We start from the raw sequence: 19,935 nt of genomic DNA, 5'->3' as shown, positions 1-19,935 counted from the left end.
GTCGCCACCGGGACTATAGCGCCCGCTGCCGGCACGCATCGAAATGGGGCAACCTGCCTCACCGTTGCACCGCCTGTACCGTGATCCCGAGAGGCTTTAGGAGGACGGCATTGATGCCAGACGTAACCCTGACAACCCTGCAAGGCCTCAAGCACAAGGGCGAGAAGATCGTCATGCTGACCTGCTATGACGCCACCTTCGCCAAGACCGCCAGCGAGGCCGGCGTCGAAATGCTGCTGATTGGTGATTCCCTCGGCATGGTGCTGCAGGGGCACGACAGTACCCTTCCGGTTTCCGTCGAGGACATGGCGTACCACACCGCCTGCGTCAAACGCGGCAACCGCGGTGCGATGATCGTTGCAGACCTGCCATTCATGGCCAACGCCACGGTCGAGCAGACGCTCGACAACTCGGCGCGCCTGATGAAGGCCGGCGCGCACATGATCAAAGTCGAAGGCGCGGCCTGGCTGGCGGAATCGATCCGGTTGCTGACTGAACGCGGCATTCCGGTGTGCGCGCACATGGGCCTCACTCCGCAGGCGGTAAATCTGTTCGGCGGCTACAAGGTGCAAGGCCGCCAGGAGGCGGAGGCGCAGCGGATGATCGAGGATGCGAAGGCGCTGGAGGCCGCCGGCGCCGCGATGTTGTTGCTCGAGTGCGTGCCCAGCGAACTGGCTGCACGGCTTACAAGAGCTGTGAACGTACCGGTGATCGGCATCGGTGCCGGCAGCGACACCGACGGACAAGTGCTTGTCCTGCATGACATGCTCGGCCTCTCGCTCACCGGCCGCGCACCCAAGTTCGTGAAGAACTTCATGCGCGAGCATGGCGACATCCCCTCGGCCATCGCGGCTTACGTCAAGGCAGTAAAGGCCGTCGAATTCCCCGCAACCGAACATGGATTTTCCGCATGAACCTGGTCAGAACGGTCGCCGATCTACGCGCTGCCGTGTCTCGCGCTCGTAGTGAAGGCAAGCGCATCGGCTTCGTACCCACCATGGGCAACCTGCACGCCGGCCACGTCGCGCTGGTGAAGAAGGCTGGCCAGCGCGCCGACTACGTGGTCGCGAGCATCTTCGTCAATCCACTGCAGTTCGGCCCCAACGAGGACCTGGACAGCTACCCACGCACCCTGGCCGCCGATCAGGAGAAGCTCTTCGAGGCCGGTTGCCACCTCCTTTTCGCACCGAGCGTCGAGGAGATGTACCCCCACGGGCAGGACCTGCAGACCATCGTGCGCGTACCGGGTGTGTCCGAAGGGCTGTGCGGCGGGAGCCGGCCGGGGCATTTCGATGGGGTATCCACGGTCGTCACGAAGCTGCTCAACATGGTGCTGCCTGACCTGGCGGTGTTCGGCGAAAAGGACTTCCAGCAGCTGGCGGTGATCCGCACCATGGTGCGGGACCTGAACATGCCGATCCAGATCATCGGCGAACCGATCGTACGAGCTGAGGATGGCCTGGCGCTCTCTTCACGCAATGGCTACCTCAGCAGTGAGGAACGCGCCATCGCCCCGACCCTGCACCGCACGTTGGTGAAGCTGGCCGACGCCATTCGCCAGGGCGAACGCGACTATCCGGCGCTGCTCGCCGCTGGCAGGGAGGCCCTGATGGCGGCTGGCATGCGCCCGGATTATCTGGAAATCCGCAATGCGCAAGATCTTCAACCAGCCCGTGACGATCACCACGAGCTGGTGATCCTGGCGGCCGCCTTTCTCGGCAAGACCCGACTGATCGACAACCTGCTGGTCGACCTGCCCGCAAGCGCCAGGTGACACACGCCAGCTGTCGGCACCCAACTGCCCGCCCCGGTATTGATCGCACCCCGGGGTTCGGGCACACTCTGCGCCGCTTGCGCACCCGGAGGACCCCGCCATGCACGCCATCATGCTCAAGGCCAAACTGCACCGCGCCCAGGTGACCCACTCGGTGCTGGATTACGAAGGCTCCTGCGCCATCGACGGTGATTGGCTCGACCTCGCCGGCATTCGCGAGTACGAGCAGATCCAGATCTACAACGTTGACAACGGCGAGCGCTTCACCACTTACGCTATTCGCGGCGAAGAGGGCTCCAGGATCATTTCCGTCAACGGCGCGGCGGCCCACAAGGCTGGCGTCGGGCATCGCCTGATCATCTGTGCCTATGCCCATTACAGCGAAGCGGAACTGGCCAACTTCAAGCCCCATGTTCTGTACATGGGCGCTGATGGCAGCCTCAGCCACACCAGCAACGCCATTCCGGTGCAGGTGGCCTGATCCCCACGTTGAAGACGAAGCCCACGATGCAATCATCGTGGGCTTTTTTATGCCCACGGGCTTCCCGCGCCCGGGCAAATCTGCAATGGTCCTACGTTGTGCCTGCAGACGCTGCTGCCGTGGAACACCGTGCCGTTTTTCCAGTCTGACCAGTCTCGGTGGCATCACTGCCGTTCCGGTTGGTCGCGCGGGCTTGTGCCTGCTGCCTGAAAACGCGCCCAGCGTCCAGCAAGATCGATCGATTGTCGGTGACTGCATCCAGTTGCCATGCCGCCTGTGCGCATGCGCGCCATAGTCAGTCCGCCAAGCAAAGGAAGCCGCACTACCATGAGTTACTACCAGACCCCTCTCGATGCTACCGGCCTGCCGTCCTGGAAAGCCCTGGAAGAACATCGCCTGAACATGCAGAACTTCAGCATGCGCGAAGCCTTCAAGGCCGATCCGACACGCTTCGATGACCTGTCGGTGTCCTGCTGCGGCCTGTTTCTCGACTACTCCAAGAATCTGATCACACCGGAAACGCGCACTCTGCTCGTCAATCTGGCTCGCGAGGCGGGTGTCGAGCAGGCGGCACGCGCAATGTTCGAAGGCGAGCGCATCAATGCGTCGGAGAACCGTCCGGTATTGCATACCGCGCTACGCCGGCCCATGGGCGATTCAGTGGTCGTCGACGGCCAGAACGTGATGCGCGACGTGCATGCGGCCCTGGCCCAGATGACCGACATCGTCACCCGCATCCACAACAATCTGTGGCGCGGCTTCAGCGACAAGACCATCACCGACGTCGTGAACATTGGTATCGGCGGCTCCTTCCTTGGCCCACAACTGGTCTCCGAGGCGCTACTGCCCTTCACCCAGCATGGCGTGCGCACGCACTACCTCGCCAATATCGACGGCAGCGAGTTCCGCGAGGTGACGGCCAAGCTGAATGTCGAAACCACGCTATTCATTATCTCCAGCAAGACCTTCGGCACCCTCGAGACGCTGAAGAACGCCCAGGCGGCCCGCAACTGGTACCTGGGCAAGGGCGGCACCGAAGAGAAGCTCTACCGCCACTTCATCGCCGTGACCAGCAACAAGCAGGCGGCCGTCGACTTCGGCATCCGCGAGAAGAACATCTTTCCCATGTGGGACTGGGTCGGCGGGCGCTACTCGCTGTGGTCGGCGATCGGCCTGCCCATCGCCCTGGCCATCGGCATGTCCAACTTCAAGGATCTGCTCTCCGGCGCCTACAGCATGGACCAGCACTTCCTCAGCGAGCCGTTCGAAAGCAACATGCCGGTGCTGCTGGCGATGCTCGGCATCTGGTACCACAACTTCTGGGGCGCACAGAGCTACGCCTTCCTGCCGTACGACCATTACCTGCGCAACTTCGTCAAGCACCTGCAGCAGATGGACATGGAGTCCAACGGCAAGAGCGTGCGTCAGGACGGCACACCGGTGTCCTGCAGCACCGGACCGGTGATCTGGGGCGGTGTCGGTGCCAACGGCCAGCATGCCTACCATCAGTTGCTGCACCAGGGTACGCCACTGATTCCGGCCGACTTCATCGTGCCGGTGGTCAGCCACAATCCAGTAGCCGACCACCATGAATGGCTCTATGCCAATTGCCTGTCGCAGAGCCAGGCACTGATGCTCGGCAAGACGCGTGAGGAAGCCGAGGCCGAGCTGCGCGCAAAAGGCGTGAGCGAAGCCGAAGTCCAGCGCCTGGCACCGCACAAGGTGATTCCAGGCAATCGACCAAGCAATACCGTGGTCATGGAGACCATCAGCCCCGGCCGTCTCGGTGCGCTGATTGCTCTGTACGAGCACAAGGTGTTCGTACAGGGCGTGATATGGGGCATCAACTCCTTCGACCAGTGGGGGGTAGAGCTGGGCAAGGAGCTGGGCAAGGCCGTCTACAATCAGATGACCCGCTTCGATGCGGCGCCGGCCGAAGACGCCTCGACCCAGGGCCTGATCGACTTCTTCCGCGGTCGCCACCGCGGCTGACCCTACAGGCCGGATGCGCCCTTGCGCTCCGGCTTCCCTTCCTGCATCTATCAGGTCGAGCACCGGCCCCGGTCGGTGCCGGCTTCTGCCGCGCATCGGTTACCATCGGTTTTTTTCAACAAAGCCAGGCTCATGGAATCACTGCGCCGCCACATCGAGTCTCAGGTGTTGAGCCTGACGGGCCTGGCCATCGGCGGGGTCGATTACGAGCACCCGCCGGGCGACCCCGGCCTGTTCGGCCCGGAGGCGGTCTGCTGGCGGGTGCATGGCGATTTCACCTCGATGATGGTCGGTGGCATCTCTGCGTTGTTGCTGCAGGCACTCCATCCGCTGGCGCTGGCTGGCGTTTGGGATCATTCGAACTTTCGCGAGGATCTGCTTGGCCGCCTGCGTCGGACCGGGCAGTTCATCTCGGGCACGACCTTCGGCAGCCAGGCCGACGCGCAGCGGCTGATCGAGCGCGTCCGCAGCATTCATCTGAAGGTCACGGGTCAGGCAAAGGATGGCCGCCCATATGCCGCCTATGATCCCGACCTGCTGACCTGGGTCCATGTCGCCGAGGTCAGCCGCTTCCTCGAAGCGCACCTGCGCTATCTCGACCCGGATCTGCCGGGTACCGAACAGGATCGCTACTACGCCGAGGTGGCGCGGATCGCCGAAGCGCTGGGCGCACGCGACGTACCCGGCTCACGCCAGGCCGTCGCCGACTATCTTCAGGACATCCGCCCGCAGCTGACCAGTGACGAGCGCTCACGAGAGATCGTGCATGTCCTGTTCACCGCGCCCGCACCTAGCGCGTGGATGCGCCCATTTGGAGCGCTCATGTTGCGCGCCGGTGTCGACCTGCTGCCGGACTGGGCCAGCGAGATGTTGAACCTGCGCCAGTCAGCCGCGACTCGCCAACTGATCCGCCTTGGTGTCAGGCGCACGGCACCGGTCCTGCGTTGGGCCGTACGAAGCGGCTCGGCCCACCGAGCCAGACGGCGAATGGGTCTGCCTATCCGCTAGCCTGCCCGACAGGGTTCAGCAGTCCAGCGCCGAAATGGCCGACTGCACACGGCATCACCGCCATTCGGCATGGCATACGGGACGTCGCCCGTTCGACCTGATTGACTCGAGCAGCCGCATCCGGCCGCTGTCGCACCTACTGATTCGCTTCGTGACGCTTCTATATCGGCTCGGACAGCAAGTCGGCGTTCGGTATTTGCGGGCTGCGATGCGGGAGGAACCCGGCAGTCGTGACATACTCCAAGGCCAGTCAACTGCCTGGAAATCCGCTTCATGCCCAAAGGACTGAAGCGCGCCCTCGTCGGCGCGATGACAGCACTAGTCTGCTATTGCCTGCTCGGCTTTCTCATTCTGCCAGGCGCTGCGCAGCGCCTCGTCAACCAGCAACTGGTGCAGTACGCGACGGTCCCTGCGCGCCTGCAACGCATCGAGTTCAACCCCTTTAGCCTCGAAGTGCGGCTGTTCGACCTGCGCATTGGCGACCAGGGCGAGGAGCAGATCGGCTTCGAGCAGCTCTACCTGGACCTCATGTGGAACAGCCTCTGGCGCCGTACGCTGCAGATCGCCGATATGGAATTGAGCGGCCTGCAGACCGAAGTGACCTTCGACAAGAACGGTACGCTGAACCTCAGCCAGCTGTTCGACATCCCACCGTCCGACAGCCCAACCGACGAGGACGACGAGCCCTTTGCCCTGGTGATCGACCGGCTTCGCCTCAAGGAAGGCCGCGTCCACTTCGCCGATGCCCGGCCGGACGAACAGGTGGACATCCGGCTCGACTCGCTGGACTTCGAACTGCTGAACTTTGCCACACGCAGTGACGCCGCTGCTGACGCCACACTGGTCGCCGCCGGCCCCAGCGGGGCACGTCTCGAGTGGAAAGGCCGTTTCAGTTCAGCACCGATCAGCTCGTCCGGGCACCTGTCGATCAGCGATTTGGCGTTGAGAGACGTCTGGGCTTATGCGCAGGATGCCGTTCCGCTGAAGCTCAAGCAAGGGCGGCTAAGCGCCGCGACCGATTACCAGCTCGACCTGGCGCAGGGGACCGAGCTGCAACTGAACGGACTGGAGGCGCGACTGGCCCCTCTCGAACTCGACACGCTGGATGACGCCCCGCTGATCCGGCTCGAAACACTCGAAATCGATGACAGCACCCTGAGCCTGGCCGAACGAAAGGTCACCATCGGCACCCTGCGCAGCCGCAAGCTGGAAGCCTGGGCCAGTCGGCATGAGAACGGAGAGATCGACTGGCTCGCGATGTTCGCCAAGCAGACCGGCGAGGATGCCTCGCCCAGCGAACCTGCGAGTGACGGAGCGCCCGAGCAGCCATGGCAGGTCATGGTCGGCACGGCGCAGCTGCGTGGTTACCGGGCGCACCTGACGGATCAGGTGCCGGCGCAACCGGTGACCCTTGAGCTGGGGCCGCTGGACCTCGACGTCGCCAACTTCGACAGCCAGGGCAACGAGCCCTTCGATCTCCGCCTGGACACCGGCGTCGGCAACCGGGGGTCACTGAGCGCCGTAGGACAACTGCACCTGTCACCCGCCAGCGGTCAGCTGACCATCGAGACCAAGGACATCGATCTCAGAATCGCTCAGGCCTACCTCAGTCCCTTCCTTCACCTGGAGTTACGCAGCGGCTTGCTGTCGAGCCAGATGGAACTGACCCTTGCCGACATTGACCCGCTCACCTTCCGTGCCGATGGCGCCGTTGACGTTACCCAACTGCACACGCTCGACACCATCAACAACCGTGACCTGCTCAAATGGCAGCGACTGCACCTCGACAAGCTGACCTACGAGCATCCAAAGCTGCTGGATATCGGCGCAGTGGAGCTGACCCAGCCGTACGCGCGATTCATCATCAACCCCGACCTCACCACGAACATCAACGACCTTCTGGTCGACAAGTCAGGCAGCGCATCCGAAACCTCGCCCGCACAGGGCGCTGGCCAGCCCGAAGAGGCGATGGCAATCCGTATCGGCGGCATCGCTATCGACGACGGCTCCGCCAACTTTTCCGACCTGAGCCTGCGACCGCCGTTCATTACGGCCGTGCAAGAGCTCAATGGCTCGATTGGCGCGCTGGACAACCGTGCGCAGCAACCGGCCACAGTCAATGTGGCCGGCAAGGTCGACCGTTATGCGCCGGTCAGTATCGAAGGCAGCCTGACCCCCTTCGACCCGTTGCAAAGCCTCGACCTGGCCACCCGATTCCGGCAGGTCGAGCTGACCACGTTGTCACCCTATTCCGGCAAGTTCGCCGGCTACCGGATTCGTAAAGGCCGCATGGATCTGGATTTGCACTACAGGATCAATCAGGGCCAGCTGAACGCACAGAACAAGGTTGTGCTCCAGCAGCTCCAGCTCGGCGAGAAGGTTGACAGCCCTCAGGCGGTAGACCTGCCGATCCGGCTGGCGGTGGCTTTGTTGAAAGACAGCAAAGGCGTCATTTCCCTGGAATTGCCGGTGCAGGGCAACCTCAACAACCCCGAATTCGACGTCATGCCCATCGTCTGGCAAACACTACGGAACCTGGTCACCCGGGCAGCCAAAGCACCCTTCAGGTTCCTCGGCGGCCTGGTAGGAGGTCGCCAGGCCGACCTGGACAAGGTGCCCTTCGCCCCTGGCAGTAGCGAGCTGACCCAGGCGGCCCGTGCGAATCTGGACACGCTGGCCCAGGCGTTGAGGGAACGTCCCGTGTTGCGCCTGGAAATCGAGGGCCAAGGCTCGCCTCAAGCGGATGGGCCGCATCTGGCCGAACAGTGGCTGCGACGCGAATATCAGCAAACGCTATACAACATGCGGCAGCGGAGCGGCGAGACCGTTCCGGCCGATCCGTCGGAACTCACTGTGAGCGAAGACGACGAGCCGATTCTCCTTGAAGGAATCTATCGCAGCCGCCTGAAACAGCAGCCTCCGGCACAGTGGGCCGAGCTCGACGAACAGGCTCGCAGTGAGCGTATGCGCGACGCAATCCTGGCCAGTCGCGCGGACAGCCCGGCGCTGCTGCGTCGCTTGAGCCGCGAGCGTGCCAGTGCGATCAAGGATTATCTGGTCGACCAGGGCGGGCTTGCCGACGCACGCCTTTACCTGCTAGACACCGGTATCACCGAGCCCGGAGAAGACGGGCAGGTCCCCACCGCATTGCATCTGGGAGCCGAATGAAATGAGATGGACTGCTCGCTACACCTTGCCAGGGTTCTTCATACTCGCACTGCCCCTGGCCTCGGCCGAGACGTTGCGATGCGGTAGCCAGCTGGTCAATACCGGCGACCGCGCTTTCGAGGTGGAGCGCAAATGTGGCCCGCCTGATCAGCGTGATGTGCTTGGCTACACCTTGGGCGACTATGGTAGGCAAGAGCTGATCATCGAAGAATGGGTATACGGGCCACGTAACGGGGCACTCAAGATCCTGACGTTCGAAGGCAATCGCCTGACAGATATCGAATCGCGCCGAGCGCGTTGAAAGGAAACGACATGAAACCTGCCTACCTAGTAGCCCTATCGGGCCTGCTTCTTCTCATTGGGCACGCCCAGGCCTCATCGACCTACCGCTGCAACAGCTCACTCGTGAGCGTGGGGGCCTCCACCAGCGAGGTGCGGAGCAAATGCGGTGAGCCAGCCGATGCAGCCATCACCGGACTCAAGGAAACAGTCGACGATCGCGGCTTCCGCCAGGAAGTTCAGGTCGAAGAATGGACCTACGGCCCGACCAACGGGATGTACCACCATTTGCGATTCGAAGGGAATCGCTTGAGCGACATCGAAAGCCAGCGCGGCCGCTGAGCTAAAACGAAGAACCCCACGCTAGGTGGGGTTCATCGACAGCGCGCCGGTGCTTAGTCGGCCGCTTTCAAGCCATCAGCAGCGACTTCACGCACGCCCTCGATGGCTTTGGCCTTGCCGATGGCCGCCTCGCGCTCAGCTTCGGTGGCAACGGTGCCAGACAGCGAGACGACACCATCCTTCGTCTCAACTTCGATGTCCATGCCTGGGGTGGCATCCTCGGCCAGCAGGGACGACTTCACCTTGGTAGTGATCCAGGTATCGGAAGTGGCGTCCGCGGCTTTATCCATGGTGTCGTTAGCGGCCAGCATGACGTTGTCAGAGGTGTCCCACGCCGGGGTAGCGTCCGCAAAAGCAGCGCCGGCAACCGGCAGGCTAAGGACAGCAGCGACAGCAGCAGCGGTAAGCGGGTTCTGGATCGTTTTCATAGTGGCACTCCTGTTTTTCGTATGGGCTGCGGCTTCACTCCGACCGCAGATGCACACTCACTATCGCAACCCTCGTGCCACGTTTCGCTCTTAATAAAGCCTTTTATTTTCAATCAGTTAACAAGCAGCAGTAGCTCCTCGCCACTAGCATCATGCATGTTCTGCCCGAATTGAGCATGCAGAATGCAAGGCTCGGTCATATCTGCGTGGTTGGCTGGGCAAAAAAAGCCCGCACCTTACGGCACGGGCTTTTCTCAGCGCCTCTCTCCGCCAACGCTACCGGCGGAGCGTATATGAAGCTTTAGGCACCCGATGCTTCAGCGGCGGCCACATCCTTGATGGAGAGTTTGATGCGGCCGCGGTTATCCACGTCCAGCACCAGTACTTTCACTTCCTGGCCTTCCTTGAGCACATCGGTGACCTTTTCGACACGCTGATCGCTCAGCATGGAAATATGCACAAGGCCGTCCTTGCCCGGCAGGATGTTCACGAAGGCACCGAAGTCAACGATACGCTCGACCCTGCCCACGTAGATCTTGCCAACCTCTGCCTCGGCCGTGATGCCCAACACGCGCTGCTTGGCTGCTTCGGCCGCTTCTTTGGTCTCACCGAAGATCTTGATCGAGCCATCGTCCTCGATATCGATCGACGCGTTGGTTTCCTCGCAGATGCTACGGATGGTGGCGCCACCCTTGCCGATAACGTCGCGAATCTTGTCCTGGTCGATCTTCATCGCGATCATCGTCGGCGCGTTCGCCGACAGCTCGCTACGGGACTGGGCGATGACCTGATTCATCTGGCCGAGAATGTTCTGGCGCGCTTCGAGGGCCTGGCCCAGCGCGATCTCCATGATCTCTTCGGTGATGCCCTGGATCTTGATGTCCATCTGCAGCGCCGTGACGCCCTTGGCGGTACCGGCGACCTTGAAGTCCATGTCGCCGAGGTGGTCCTCGTCACCCAGGATGTCGGTCAGGACGGCAAACTTGTCACCCTCCTTTACCAGTCCCATGGCGATGCCCGCGACCGGCGCCTTCATCGGCACGCCCGCGTCCATCAGGGCAAGCGATGCACCGCACACCGAGGCCATGGAGCTCGAGCCGTTGGACTCGGTAATCTCGGACACGACGCGAATGGTGTAGGGGAATTCGTCCGCATTCGGCAGCATCGCCGCAACGCCACGGCGCGCCAAACGGCCATGGCCGATTTCGCGACGGCCGGTCGCGCCCATGCGCCCGCACTCACCGACCGAATAGGGCGGGAAGTTGTAATGCAGCATGAAGGCATCCTTCTTCTCGCCTTCAAGGGTGTCGAGCAGCTGAGCGTCGCGCGCAGTACCCAGGGTCGCCACGACCAGTGCCTGGGTTTCACCGCGGGTGAACAATGCCGAACCGTGGGTCTTCGGCAGTACGCCAACTTCGATGTTCAGCGGACGGACGGTGCGGTTGTCGCGGCCGTCGATGCGCGGCTTGCCGTTGACGATGTTTTCGCGAACGGTGCGGTATTCGATCTCGCCAAAGGCGTCCTTGACTTGGCCGGCGCTGGGCTCGCCTTCTTCACGTGCAAAGCGGGCAACGACCTGATCGCGCAGCTCGCCGAGACGGGCATAACGATCCTGCTTGACGATGATGGTATAGGCCTGGGAAATGGCTTCGCCGAACTCGTTGCGGATGGCAGTGAGCAGCTCGGTATTCTCGGCCTTCGGCGCCCACTCCCAGGTCGGCTTCGCCGCTTCGGCGGCCAGTTCGTTGACAGCCTGGATGACCGCCTGGAATTCGTCGTGGGCAAAGAGTACGGCGCCAAGCATCTGGTCTTCGGTCAGCTCTTTGGCTTCGGACTCGACCATCAGGACGGCGTCCTTGGTACCGGCAACAACCATGTCCAGGCTGGAGGCCTTGAGCTGTTCGTATGTCGGGTTCAGCAGATAGCCGGTCTCAGGGTGGAAAGCCACCCGCGCGGCGCCGATCGGGCCGTTGAACGGAATGCCGGAGATGGCCAGCGCCGCCGAGGTACCGATCATCGCGGCGATGTCGGGATCAGTCTTCTTGCTAGTGGAAACGACGGTACAGATAACCTGAACTTCGTTCTGGAAACCTTCGGGGAACAGCGGGCGGATCGGGCGATCGATCAGACGCGAGGTCAGCGTTTCCTTTTCCGAAGGACGGGCTTCGCGCTTGAAGAAACCGCCGGGGATCTTGCCGGCCGCGTAGGTTTTTTCCTGATAGTGGACCGACAGCGGGAAGAACCCCTTGCTCGGGTCCGCCGATTTGGCGCCGACGACGGTCACCAGCACGGAAACGTCATCGTCGATGGAGACCAGGACCGCGCCTGACGCCTGACGGGCGATGCGGCCCGTCTCGAGGGTTACGGTCGACTGACCGAACTGGAATTTCTTGATTACCGGATTCACGGTTCTTCCTTCTCTTTGTTGCCTTTGGGGAAATAGGCAGAACGTACGGGAATCGGCCCGTTACGACCTGCAAGAAAGCCGAAAGCTGGAAGACCGAAGCTGATCACGGGGTATCCCGGCGTTCAACTTCAGGCTTCCAGCTTCCGGCTTCCAGCGCGGCTGCGTCTTAGCGACGCAGACCCAGACGACCGATCAAGGTGCTGTAACGAGTGGTGTCCTTACCCTTCAGGTAATCCAGCAGCTTGCGACGCTGGTTGACCATGCGGATCAGACCGCGGCGGGAATGGTGATCCTTGCCGTTGGCCTTGAAGTGATCCTGCAGCTTGTTGATGTTGGCGGTCAGCAGTGCAACTTGCACTTCCGGGGAACCGGTATCGCCTTCGGACTGCTTGTACTCGTTAACGATCTGGGCTTTTTCTTCAACGCTAAGTGCCATGATGGGCTCCTTTTCTGAACAGGCCGGGACATGTCCCGTGTTGGATAAGAGAAGTGACCGTGCCTGCCGACAGCCACCCTCGCAACGCCCGCCACGCGAGTGACGAGCGAATCGGTCATTCCGACCGAATCAACCGACGGGGCGCTACACGCCCGTCTTCAGTCACCTCACCGATGCCGATGAAGCGACCATTGTGATCCTGCACCCTGAGCATGCCGAACTTGGGGGCTTCCGGGGCACGTACCGGCTGTCCGTGCAACCAGTAGAAGGTGCTGTGCTCCGAAAACTGCACAAGAGGCCAGTGTTCAAGCCCACTGTCGACCGGCTTGAGGAATGCGTCAACCGCCTCCGCGCCGCCCTCGGCGTGCGCTTGCTCGAGCGCCTCGAGACTCACTGTCTGCGAGATGTCGAACGGTCCCGCCTGGGTCCGGCGAAGCTCCGCGACATGCGCGCCGCACCCCAACTCGCCGCCAATGTCTTCGACCAGGGTACGAATATAGGTGCCTTTGCTGCAGCTGACAGCAAACCGCGCCTTGTCAGCCTCCAGAGAAAGCAGCTCCAGGCGCGCAATAGTAACAGAACGCGGCTCGCGCTCCACCACTTCGCCCGCTCGCGCCAGCTTGTAAAGCGGCTGACCGTCGCGCTTGAGCGCGGAATACATCGGGGGTATCTGCTGCTGCTCGCCGCGAAAGCGCGGCAGCAACGCCTCGATAGAGGACTCGCTCACCTGGACCGGCTTGCGCTCGAGCACCTCACCCTCGGCATCGGCGGTCGCCGTGGTCACACCGAGCTGAGCGACGGTCTCGTAGCCTTTATCCGCATCCAACAGATACTGAGAAAACTTGGTCGCCTCGCCGAAGCACAACGGCAAGACACCGGTCGCCAACGGATCGAGACTACCTGTGTGGCCAGCCTTTTCGGCGTTCAGCAACCAGCGGACCTTTTGCAGCGCCGCGTTGGAGGTAAAGCCGCGAGGCTTGTCGAGAAGAATGATGCCGCTGACGGAGCGACGAACCCGCTTGACCTGCGCCACTCACTCGTCTCCCTTGTCGCCATGCAAACGGTCTTCAGCGACGGCGCGCTCGATCAGCGACGCCAGCTCGACACCGCGCCGTACGCTGGCGTCGTAATGGAAATGCAATTGCGGAACGGTGCGCAGCTTCATGGCCTTGCCGAGCTGCATGCGCAAGAACCCCGCCGTGTCACTCAGGATACGCAGGTTGCTCTTGACCGCTTCCTCGTCGTCATCCTGCCCCATGACAGTGATGAATATCTTGGCATGGGACAGGTCCCGACTGACCTCAACGCCAGTGATGGTTACCAAGCCCAAACGCGGGTCCTTGACCTCGCGTTGAATCAGCAGCGCCAGTTCACGCTGCATCTGATCGCCGATACGTTGGGTCCGGCTGAATTCTTTGGCCATAAATCTGCCTCAAGCAGCAAGCTGCAGGAATGAAAATCAATGCGCTGCAAAGGCAAACGGCAAGCGACCAGGGTTGCCCCTCGAAGCTTGCCGCCTGTTTGCGCAGCTGCTGTTTAGAGCGAACGCGCGACTTCGACTTTCTCGAACACCTCGATCTTGTCGCCAGCCTTCACGTCGTTGTAGCTCTTAACCGCAATACCGCACTCCATCCCGGCACGGACCTCCGCGACGTCGTCCTTGAAGCGCCGCAACGACTCCAGTTCGCCTTCGAAGATGACCACATCGTCGCGAAGCACGCGGATGGGGCGATTGCGATGCACCATGCCCTCGAGAACCATACAGCCAGCGACCGCGCCGAATTTCGGCGAGCGGAACACGTCACGGACCTCGGCGACACCCAGGATATTTTCCCGGACATCACTGCCAAGCATGCCGGTAAGTGCCTTCTTGACGTCTTCGATGATGTCGTAGATCACGTTGTAGTAACGCAGATCCAGACCTTCCTGCTCGACGATCTTGCGCGCACCCGCATCGGCCCGCACGTTGAAGCCGAACAGCACGGCATTGGACGCCAGCGCGAGGTTGGCGTCGCTCTCGGTAATACCACCGACACCGCCACCGATCACTCGAACCTGCACCTCGTCGTTGCCCAGGTTGCTGAGCGATCCCTGGAGCGCTTCCAGCGAACCCCGAACGTCAGCCTTGAGGACGATATTGAGCGTCTTCTTCTCTTCCTGCCCCATGTTTTCGAAGATGTTTTCCAACTTGCCGGCGTGCGCGCGGGCCAGTTTGACCTCACGGAACTTGCCTTGCCGGAACAACGCGACCTCGCGGGCCTTCTTCTCATCAGCCAGCACGGTCAATTCGTCGCCCGCGTCAGGCGTGCCGTCCAGACCGAGAATTTCGACCGGAATCGACGGACCGGCTTCCTTGATCGGCTTGCCGTTCTCGTCGAGCATCGCGCGGATGCGTCCATAGTTGGAGCCCACCAGTGCCATGTCGCCCTGGCGCAGCGTCCCGTCCTGCACCAGCACGGTGGCGACAGGACCACGGCCCTTGTCCAGACGGGACTCGACGACCACCCCACGACCAGGCGCCGATGGCGTCGCGGTCAGTTCGAGAATTTCGGCCTGAAGCAATACGGCTTCGAGCAATTCGTCGACACCGGTACCCATCTTGGCGGAAACCGACACGAACGGAGTATCGCCGCCCCATTCCTCGGACGTCACCTCGTGAACCGACAGCTCGCTTCGGATCCGATCGAGATCGGCACCGGGCTTGTCGATCTTGTTCACCGCCACCACCAGAGGCACACCCGCAGCCTTGGCATGCTGGATCGCCTCGATGGTCTGGGGCATGACACCGTCATCGGCCGCAACCACCAGAATCACGATGTCCGTTGCCTGAGCACCGCGTGCCCGCATGGCGGTGAACGCCGCGTGACCGGGCGTATCCAGGAAGGTGACCATGCCGCGCTCGGTTTCGACGTGATAGGCACCGATATGCTGGGTAATACCGCCCGCTTCGCCCGCGGCTACCTTGGCACGACGAATGTAGTCGAGCAGCGAGGTCTTACCGTGGTCGACGTGACCCATCACCGTCACCACTGGTGCACGGGTGATGGCCTCACCTTCGAACTTCAGCATCTCTGCCAACTGCTCTTCCAGCGCGTTGTCGCTGACGAGCTTGACCTTGTGGCCGAACTCTTCTGCGATGAGCTGCGCGGTTTCCTGGTCGAGCACCTGGTTGATGGTGACTGGACTGCCCATCTTGAACATGAATTTAATGACTTCGGCAGCCTTGATGGCCATCTGCTGCGACAGGTCGGCCACCGTAATGGTCTCGCCGATAGCGACTTCGCGCACGATCGGGCCGGTCGGGCTCTGGAAACCATGGGCATTGCGCTTCTTCAGCTTGGACTTGCCGCGGCCGCCACGGCGGAAGCCGTCGGCGTCATCTTCACCGCTACGCACGGAGCGCGACAGCGGCGCCTTGCTCTTGAGAGAAGGACGATGCTGGGCCTGCTTGCGGTCCCGGCGCTCATCATCATCGCTTCGCGACTTCTCGCTCCGGCGCGGTTCTTCCTTCTTGCGTTCTTCGACCGGCGCGGCAGGCGCAACAGGCTCGACCACTGGCGTGGCGGGCTCTTGCGCAACGGGCTCAGGCGTCGCGGCGACCACTGTTTCTTCCTTGGCGCGTCGTTCGGCTTCACGCTTGGCTTCTTCCTCGGCGAGCAGACGTGCTTCCTCAGCCGCTTTTTGACGCGCTGCCTCTTCGGCTGCGCGCTGCTCTTCGAGTTCGCGCTGCTTCTCGGCTTCGATTTCATCAGGGCTGCGCTTGACGAAGGTTTTCTTCTTGCGCACTTCAACACTGATGGTCTTGCTACCGCCGACTTTCAACTTGGTCGTGGTCTTGCGCTGCAAGGTGATCTTGCGCGGCTCGTCCACCTTGGCACCGTGGCTGCTCTTGAGGTGCGCCAACAGGGCTTGTTTCTCGTTATCGGTCACTACTTGCTCGGCGCTGGTGTGCGACAGTCCTGCCTCACGCATCTGCTGCAGCAGGCGCTCGACCGGTGTGTCGACCACCTGGGCCAGTTCTTTCACCGTGACTTGCGTCATGCATCTCTCTCCTCAGGCCGCTGAAATACTTACTCGAACCAATGGGCTCGGGCGGCCATGATCAGCTTGCCGGCACGTTCTTCATTGATGCCGTCTATGTCGAGCAGGTCGTCGATCGACTGCTCGGCCAGGTCTTCGCGGGTAATGACGCCCCGCATTGCCAACTCGACCGCCAGTTCCTTGTTCATGCCATCCAGCTCGAGTAGATCATCGGCCGGTTGGGCGTCTGCCAGTTTCTCCTCCGTCGCGATCGCCTTGGTCAGCAGGCGGTCCTTGGCGCGGGTCCGCAATTCATTGACGATGTCCTCGTCGAAACCTTCGATGCCGAGCATTTCCTCCATCGGGACATAGGCCACCTCCTCCAGAGAGGTGAAGCCTTCCTCTACCAGTACCTGCGCGAGCTCCTCATCCACGTCGAGCTCTTCGATGAAGCTGCGCAGAATGTCGCCGGTTTCTTCCTGCTGCTTCGTCTGGATGTCCGCTTCGGTCATCACATTCAGCGTCCAGCCTGTCAGCTGGCTCGCCAAACGAACGTTCTGACCACCACGGCCGATCGCCTGCGCCAGGTTGTCCTCGCCAACGGCGATATCCATCGCATGAGCATCTTCATCCACGATGATCGCGGCCACTTCGGCAGGCGCCATCGCATTGATGACGAATTGCGCCGGGTTTTCATCCCAAAGGACGATATCGACGCGCTCCCCACCAATTTCGCCGGAAACGGCCTGTACTCGCGAGCCACGCATACCGATGCATGCACCCTGCGGATCAATACGCTTGTCCTTGGAGCGGACCGCGATCTTTGCCCGCGAACCCGGGTCACGCGAAGCGCCCATCACCTCGATCAGACCCTCGGCGATTTCCGGCACCTCGATGCGGAACAATTCGATCAGCATCTGCGGCGCCGTGCGCGACAGAATCAGCTGCGGCCCACGATTCTCGGTACGGATCTCCTTCAGCAGGGCACGAACCCGTGCGCCCACCCGAAAGGTTTCACGCGAAATGATGTCTTCGCGGGCGAGAAGCGCCTCGGCATTGTTGCCAAGGTCGACGATCACGCTGTCGCGCGTCACTTTCTTTACCGTGCCGGAGATGATTTCGCCCAAACGGTCACGGTAGGCCTCCACGACCTGCGCACGCTCGGCTTCGCGCACCTTCTGCACGATGACCTGCTTGGCGGTCTGCGCAGCAATGCGGCCGAACTCGATCGACTCGATCTTCTCTTCGAGCACGTCGCCAACCTTGGCATTGGCCGCACGAGCCTGCTCCATGTCGACGGTAAGCTGATGAGCCGGATCGTCGAAATCTTCTTCCTCAACCACCGTCCAGCGACGGAACGTTTCGTAACTTCCGTTGTGCCGATTGATCTCGACACGCAGATCTACTTCATCTTCGAACCGCTTCTTGGTTGCAGTGGCCAACGCCAGCTCCAACGCTTCGAAAATCACACCAGCCGGTACGCCTTTTTCGTTGGAGACCGACTCCACAACCAGCAGTACTTCTTTGCTCATCGTACGCCTCGCCTTTCGCAATCCATTGGGGTCCGCGGATCCGCGCTCAATCGAATCGGGGAATGATGTTGGCCTTGTCGATCATGTCGACAGGCAAGAGGTACTCGTGATCATCCACCAGCACCACCACGTCCTGCTCCTCGACCCCGCGGAGCAGGCCCTGAAAATTACGCCGCCCCTCAAAGGGCGAACGCAGCTTGATCTTGACCTGGTCACCCACGTGCGCCGCGTACTGCTCCAGCGTGAACAGCGGCCTGTCCATGCCCGGCGACGAAACCTCAAGGGTGTAATCCGTCGTGATAGGGTCTTCGACGTCGAGTATGCCGCTCAGTTGACGACTGACCTTTTCACAGTCATCCACCTGTATGCCTTCGGGATGATCGATGTACACACGCAACAATGAATGACGGCCCTGTGAGATGAACTCGATACCCCAACACTGATAATCGAGCGCCTCGACCACCGGGGCCAACAAGGCCTGCAACTGTTCTAGCTTGCTCGACATCGAAGTCCCTCGTGCATGCCGTAAAAATGAAAAATGGGCGAAACGCCCATCCCTGATGATCGCCTGTAGAAATGCCGGCGACCTGGCTCGGAACAATAAAAAGCCCCTCGATAGGGGCTTCTCATTACTGGTTGCGGGGGCTGGATTTGAACCAACGACCTTCGGGTTATGAGCCCGACGAGCTACCAGACTGCTCCACCCCGCGTCAAACTGGGCACGAATTATATGATTGCATTCGGCCAAAGGTCAACCAATAACACTGAAAACAAGAAAGCCCGCATTTGCGGGCTTGCTTGTTTGGTACCGAGGAGGGGACTCGAACCCCTACAGCCTATGGCCACTACCACCTCAAGGTAGCGTGTCTACCAATTCCACCACCTCGGCAAAAACCCTTACTTCCCTTCCTCTACCTCCGGCACTTCACCTGCAGGAGCGGTAGGAGGGGCAGACTCGAGGACAGGAACGTCGCCCTCTTCTGCATTAGGTGCCGGAACCTCAAGAACCGCAGGATCAGGCAGACCTTCCTGAGACAAACGACCCGCTTGCTGAGCAGCGAAGAAGCCAAGCCCCAGACTGGTCAGAAAAAAAACGCCAGCTAGTATAGCAGTAATTCGACTAAGAAAGGTAGCAGAACCTTGGCTTCCAAATACGGTTGCCGAAGCACCCGAACCGAAGGATGCACCTGCGTCCGCACCCTTGCCTTGCTGCAGCAACACCAACGCAACCACACCAATGGCAACCAGCAGATGCACCACAATCACAACAGTCTGCAACATCTGATCAGTTCCCTGCGGCCCGAACAATCGAACCGAATTCATTCGCGTTCAATGAGGCGCCACCAATGAGCCCCCCATCAATATCCGCCATCCCGAACAATTCGGCGGCGTTTTCAGCTTTGACACTACCGCCGTAGAGCAACCGAATACCGGCTGCAATGTCGCGATCTTCACCGGCCAGCTGCGCACGGATCGCCGCATGCACTTCCTGAGCCTGATCCGGCGTTGCCGTCAATCCGGAGCCAATCGCCCAGACCGGCTCATAGGCCACGACAGCCTGACCAAACCCCTGAATGCCAGCGACCTCAAGGACCTTGCCCAGCTGTCGACCAACAACATCCAGCGTCCTACCCGATTCCCGCTCTTCAAGCGTTTCACCCAGGCACAACACCGGGGTCAACCCACACTCGAGGGCCGCGGCGAACTTGCGAGCCACTTGCTCGTCATCTTCACCAAGAACCAGACGCCGCTCGGAATGACCGACCAGCACCCATTCGCAACCTGCGTCTGCCAATTGCGATGGCGAATCCTCGCCAGTCAATGCGCCGTACCCCACCTGACCTGCACAATCTTGCGCACCGACAGCGATGGATCGATTACTCAATCCTTCGACTACCTGCGTCACATGCACACAGGAGGGAAACACGACCACTTCGACTGACTCAGGAATATCTTGCTCACACAACGAGGCAATCAGGTCAGCGACGCTGGCGCGGGTACCGTTCATCTTCCAGTTACCAGCTACCAGGGGGCGACGCATGATTTACCTCGTCGGTCAAAGTGGGCG

At 61.3% G+C, this 19,935-nt stretch carries 18 protein-coding genes and 2 tRNA genes; 8 read left to right on the top strand and 12 right to left on the bottom strand.

Features of this window, described 5'->3' with window-relative positions; all coding sequences use genetic code 11:
• Positions 1–113: 113 nt before the first annotated feature.
• The 8 genes from panB to MST27_RS11045 all read left to right on the top strand — a co-directional run bounded on the left by panB (position 114) and on the right by MST27_RS11045 (position 9,044).
• A complete protein-coding gene (gene panB / locus MST27_RS11080) occupies positions 114–914 on the top strand; it encodes a 3-methyl-2-oxobutanoate hydroxymethyltransferase (RefSeq protein ID WP_243605996.1) in 801 nt (266 codons plus the stop codon).
• Positions 911–1,774 carry a pantoate--beta-alanine ligase gene (gene panC, locus MST27_RS11075; protein ID WP_243605995.1) on the top strand — a complete coding sequence of 288 codons (864 nt, stop codon included), beginning with the start codon at positions 911–913 and terminating at the stop codon, positions 1,772–1,774. The genes panB and panC overlap by 4 nt, the downstream gene beginning before the upstream one ends.
• Before the next feature lie 100 nt (positions 1,775–1,874).
• Positions 1,875–2,255, top strand: a complete 381-nt coding sequence (gene panD, locus MST27_RS11070) for an aspartate 1-decarboxylase (RefSeq protein ID WP_243605994.1) — start codon at positions 1,875–1,877, stop codon at positions 2,253–2,255.
• Between the two features lie 327 nt (positions 2,256–2,582).
• Positions 2,583–4,247: a glucose-6-phosphate isomerase gene (pgi, locus tag MST27_RS11065; protein ID WP_243605993.1), complete on the top strand. Its 1,665-nt coding sequence runs from the start codon at positions 2,583–2,585 to the stop codon at positions 4,245–4,247.
• A 132-nt stretch (positions 4,248–4,379) separates the two neighbouring features.
• Entirely contained in the window at positions 4,380–5,255 is an 876-nt protein-coding gene (locus MST27_RS11060; RefSeq protein ID WP_243605992.1) for an oxygenase MpaB family protein, read from the top strand.
• 273 nt (positions 5,256–5,528) lie between these two features.
• Complete coding sequence (locus MST27_RS11055) at positions 5,529–8,423, top strand: DUF748 domain-containing protein (RefSeq protein WP_243605991.1); 2,895 nt, start codon at positions 5,529–5,531, stop codon at positions 8,421–8,423.
• Between the two features lies 1 nt (position 8,424).
• Positions 8,425–8,724, top strand: coding sequence for a DUF2845 domain-containing protein (locus MST27_RS11050; protein WP_243605990.1), 300 nt, complete (start codon positions 8,425–8,427; stop codon positions 8,722–8,724).
• 11 nt (positions 8,725–8,735) lie between these two features.
• Positions 8,736–9,044, top strand: a complete 309-nt coding sequence (locus MST27_RS11045) for a DUF2845 domain-containing protein (protein ID WP_243605989.1) — start codon at positions 8,736–8,738, stop codon at positions 9,042–9,044.
• Between the two features lie 53 nt (positions 9,045–9,097).
• Here the strand turns inward: MST27_RS11045 and MST27_RS11040 are convergent, their stop codons facing one another.
• The 12 genes from MST27_RS11040 to tpiA form a co-directional block, all read right to left on the bottom strand.
• Positions 9,098–9,472: a BON domain-containing protein gene (locus tag MST27_RS11040; protein ID WP_243605988.1), complete on the bottom strand. Its 375-nt coding sequence runs from the start codon at positions 9,470–9,472 to the stop codon at positions 9,098–9,100.
• 301 nt (positions 9,473–9,773) lie between these two features.
• Positions 9,774–11,879: a polyribonucleotide nucleotidyltransferase gene (gene pnp / locus MST27_RS11035; protein WP_243605987.1), complete on the bottom strand. Its 2,106-nt coding sequence runs from the start codon at positions 11,877–11,879 to the stop codon at positions 9,774–9,776.
• Between the two features lie 166 nt (positions 11,880–12,045).
• Positions 12,046–12,315, bottom strand: coding sequence for a 30S ribosomal protein S15 (gene rpsO / locus MST27_RS11030; protein ID WP_243605986.1), 270 nt, complete (start codon positions 12,313–12,315; stop codon positions 12,046–12,048).
• A gap of 115 nt (positions 12,316–12,430) precedes the next feature.
• Positions 12,431–13,348: a tRNA pseudouridine(55) synthase TruB gene (gene truB / locus MST27_RS11025; protein WP_243605985.1), complete on the bottom strand. Its 918-nt coding sequence runs from the start codon at positions 13,346–13,348 to the stop codon at positions 12,431–12,433.
• Positions 13,349–13,738, bottom strand: coding sequence for a 30S ribosome-binding factor RbfA (gene rbfA / locus MST27_RS11020; protein ID WP_243605984.1), 390 nt, complete (start codon positions 13,736–13,738; stop codon positions 13,349–13,351).
• A 113-nt stretch (positions 13,739–13,851) separates the two neighbouring features.
• Positions 13,852–16,356: a translation initiation factor IF-2 gene (gene infB / locus MST27_RS11015; RefSeq protein WP_243605983.1), complete on the bottom strand. Its 2,505-nt coding sequence runs from the start codon at positions 16,354–16,356 to the stop codon at positions 13,852–13,854.
• 29 nt (positions 16,357–16,385) lie between these two features.
• A complete protein-coding gene (nusA, locus tag MST27_RS11010; protein WP_243605982.1) occupies positions 16,386–17,867 on the bottom strand; it encodes a transcription termination factor NusA in 1,482 nt (493 codons plus the stop codon).
• Positions 17,868–17,913: 46 nt separating this feature from the next.
• Positions 17,914–18,372 carry a ribosome maturation factor RimP gene (rimP, locus tag MST27_RS11005; RefSeq protein WP_243605981.1) on the bottom strand — a complete coding sequence of 153 codons (459 nt, stop codon included), beginning with the start codon at positions 18,370–18,372 and terminating at the stop codon, positions 17,914–17,916.
• 128 nt (positions 18,373–18,500) lie between these two features.
• A tRNA-Met gene (locus MST27_RS11000) sits at positions 18,501–18,577 on the bottom strand.
• 93 nt (positions 18,578–18,670) lie between these two features.
• Positions 18,671–18,756: transfer RNA gene (locus MST27_RS10995), tRNA-Leu, on the bottom strand.
• Positions 18,757–18,764: 8 nt separating this feature from the next.
• A complete protein-coding gene (gene secG / locus MST27_RS10990; RefSeq protein WP_243605980.1) occupies positions 18,765–19,148 on the bottom strand; it encodes a preprotein translocase subunit SecG in 384 nt (127 codons plus the stop codon).
• 4 nt (positions 19,149–19,152) lie between these two features.
• Positions 19,153–19,908 carry a triose-phosphate isomerase gene (tpiA, locus tag MST27_RS10985; RefSeq protein WP_243605979.1) on the bottom strand — a complete coding sequence of 252 codons (756 nt, stop codon included), beginning with the start codon at positions 19,906–19,908 and terminating at the stop codon, positions 19,153–19,155.
• Between the last annotated feature and the right edge of the window lie 27 nt (positions 19,909–19,935).

Source organism: Stutzerimonas marianensis (assembly GCF_022810315.1).
Classification (GTDB): domain Bacteria; phylum Pseudomonadota; class Gammaproteobacteria; order Pseudomonadales; family Pseudomonadaceae; genus Stutzerimonas; species Stutzerimonas marianensis.
Note: the sequence above shows the minus strand (reverse complement) of the source record. Positions and strands in the feature narration are given on the sequence as shown.

Coding starts and splice junctions, on each gene's coding strand:
- panB (WP_243605996.1), top strand. CDS start 114: ATGCCAGACGTAACCCTGACAACCCTGCAAGGCCTCAAGCACAAGGGC.
- panC (WP_243605995.1), top strand. CDS start 911: ATGAACCTGGTCAGAACGGTCGCCGATCTACGCGCTGCCGTGTCTCGC.
- panD (WP_243605994.1), top strand. CDS start 1,875: ATGCACGCCATCATGCTCAAGGCCAAACTGCACCGCGCCCAGGTGACC.
- pgi (WP_243605993.1), top strand. CDS start 2,583: ATGAGTTACTACCAGACCCCTCTCGATGCTACCGGCCTGCCGTCCTGG.
- MST27_RS11060 (WP_243605992.1), top strand. CDS start 4,380: ATGGAATCACTGCGCCGCCACATCGAGTCTCAGGTGTTGAGCCTGACG.
- MST27_RS11055 (WP_243605991.1), top strand. CDS start 5,529: ATGCCCAAAGGACTGAAGCGCGCCCTCGTCGGCGCGATGACAGCACTA.
- MST27_RS11050 (WP_243605990.1), top strand. CDS start 8,425: ATGAGATGGACTGCTCGCTACACCTTGCCAGGGTTCTTCATACTCGCA.
- MST27_RS11045 (WP_243605989.1), top strand. CDS start 8,736: ATGAAACCTGCCTACCTAGTAGCCCTATCGGGCCTGCTTCTTCTCATT.
- MST27_RS11040 (WP_243605988.1), bottom strand. CDS start 9,472: ATGAAAACGATCCAGAACCCGCTTACCGCTGCTGCTGTCGCTGCTGTC.
- rpsO (WP_243605986.1), bottom strand. CDS start 12,315: ATGGCACTTAGCGTTGAAGAAAAAGCCCAGATCGTTAACGAGTACAAG.
- rbfA (WP_243605984.1), bottom strand. CDS start 13,738: ATGGCCAAAGAATTCAGCCGGACCCAACGTATCGGCGATCAGATGCAG.
- infB (WP_243605983.1), bottom strand. CDS start 16,356: ATGACGCAAGTCACGGTGAAAGAACTGGCCCAGGTGGTCGACACACCG.
- nusA (WP_243605982.1), bottom strand. CDS start 17,867: ATGAGCAAAGAAGTACTGCTGGTTGTGGAGTCGGTCTCCAACGAAAAA.
- rimP (WP_243605981.1), bottom strand. CDS start 18,372: ATGTCGAGCAAGCTAGAACAGTTGCAGGCCTTGTTGGCCCCGGTGGTC.
- secG (WP_243605980.1), bottom strand. CDS start 19,148: ATGTTGCAGACTGTTGTGATTGTGGTGCATCTGCTGGTTGCCATTGGT.
- tpiA (WP_243605979.1), bottom strand. CDS start 19,908: ATGCGTCGCCCCCTGGTAGCTGGTAACTGGAAGATGAACGGTACCCGC.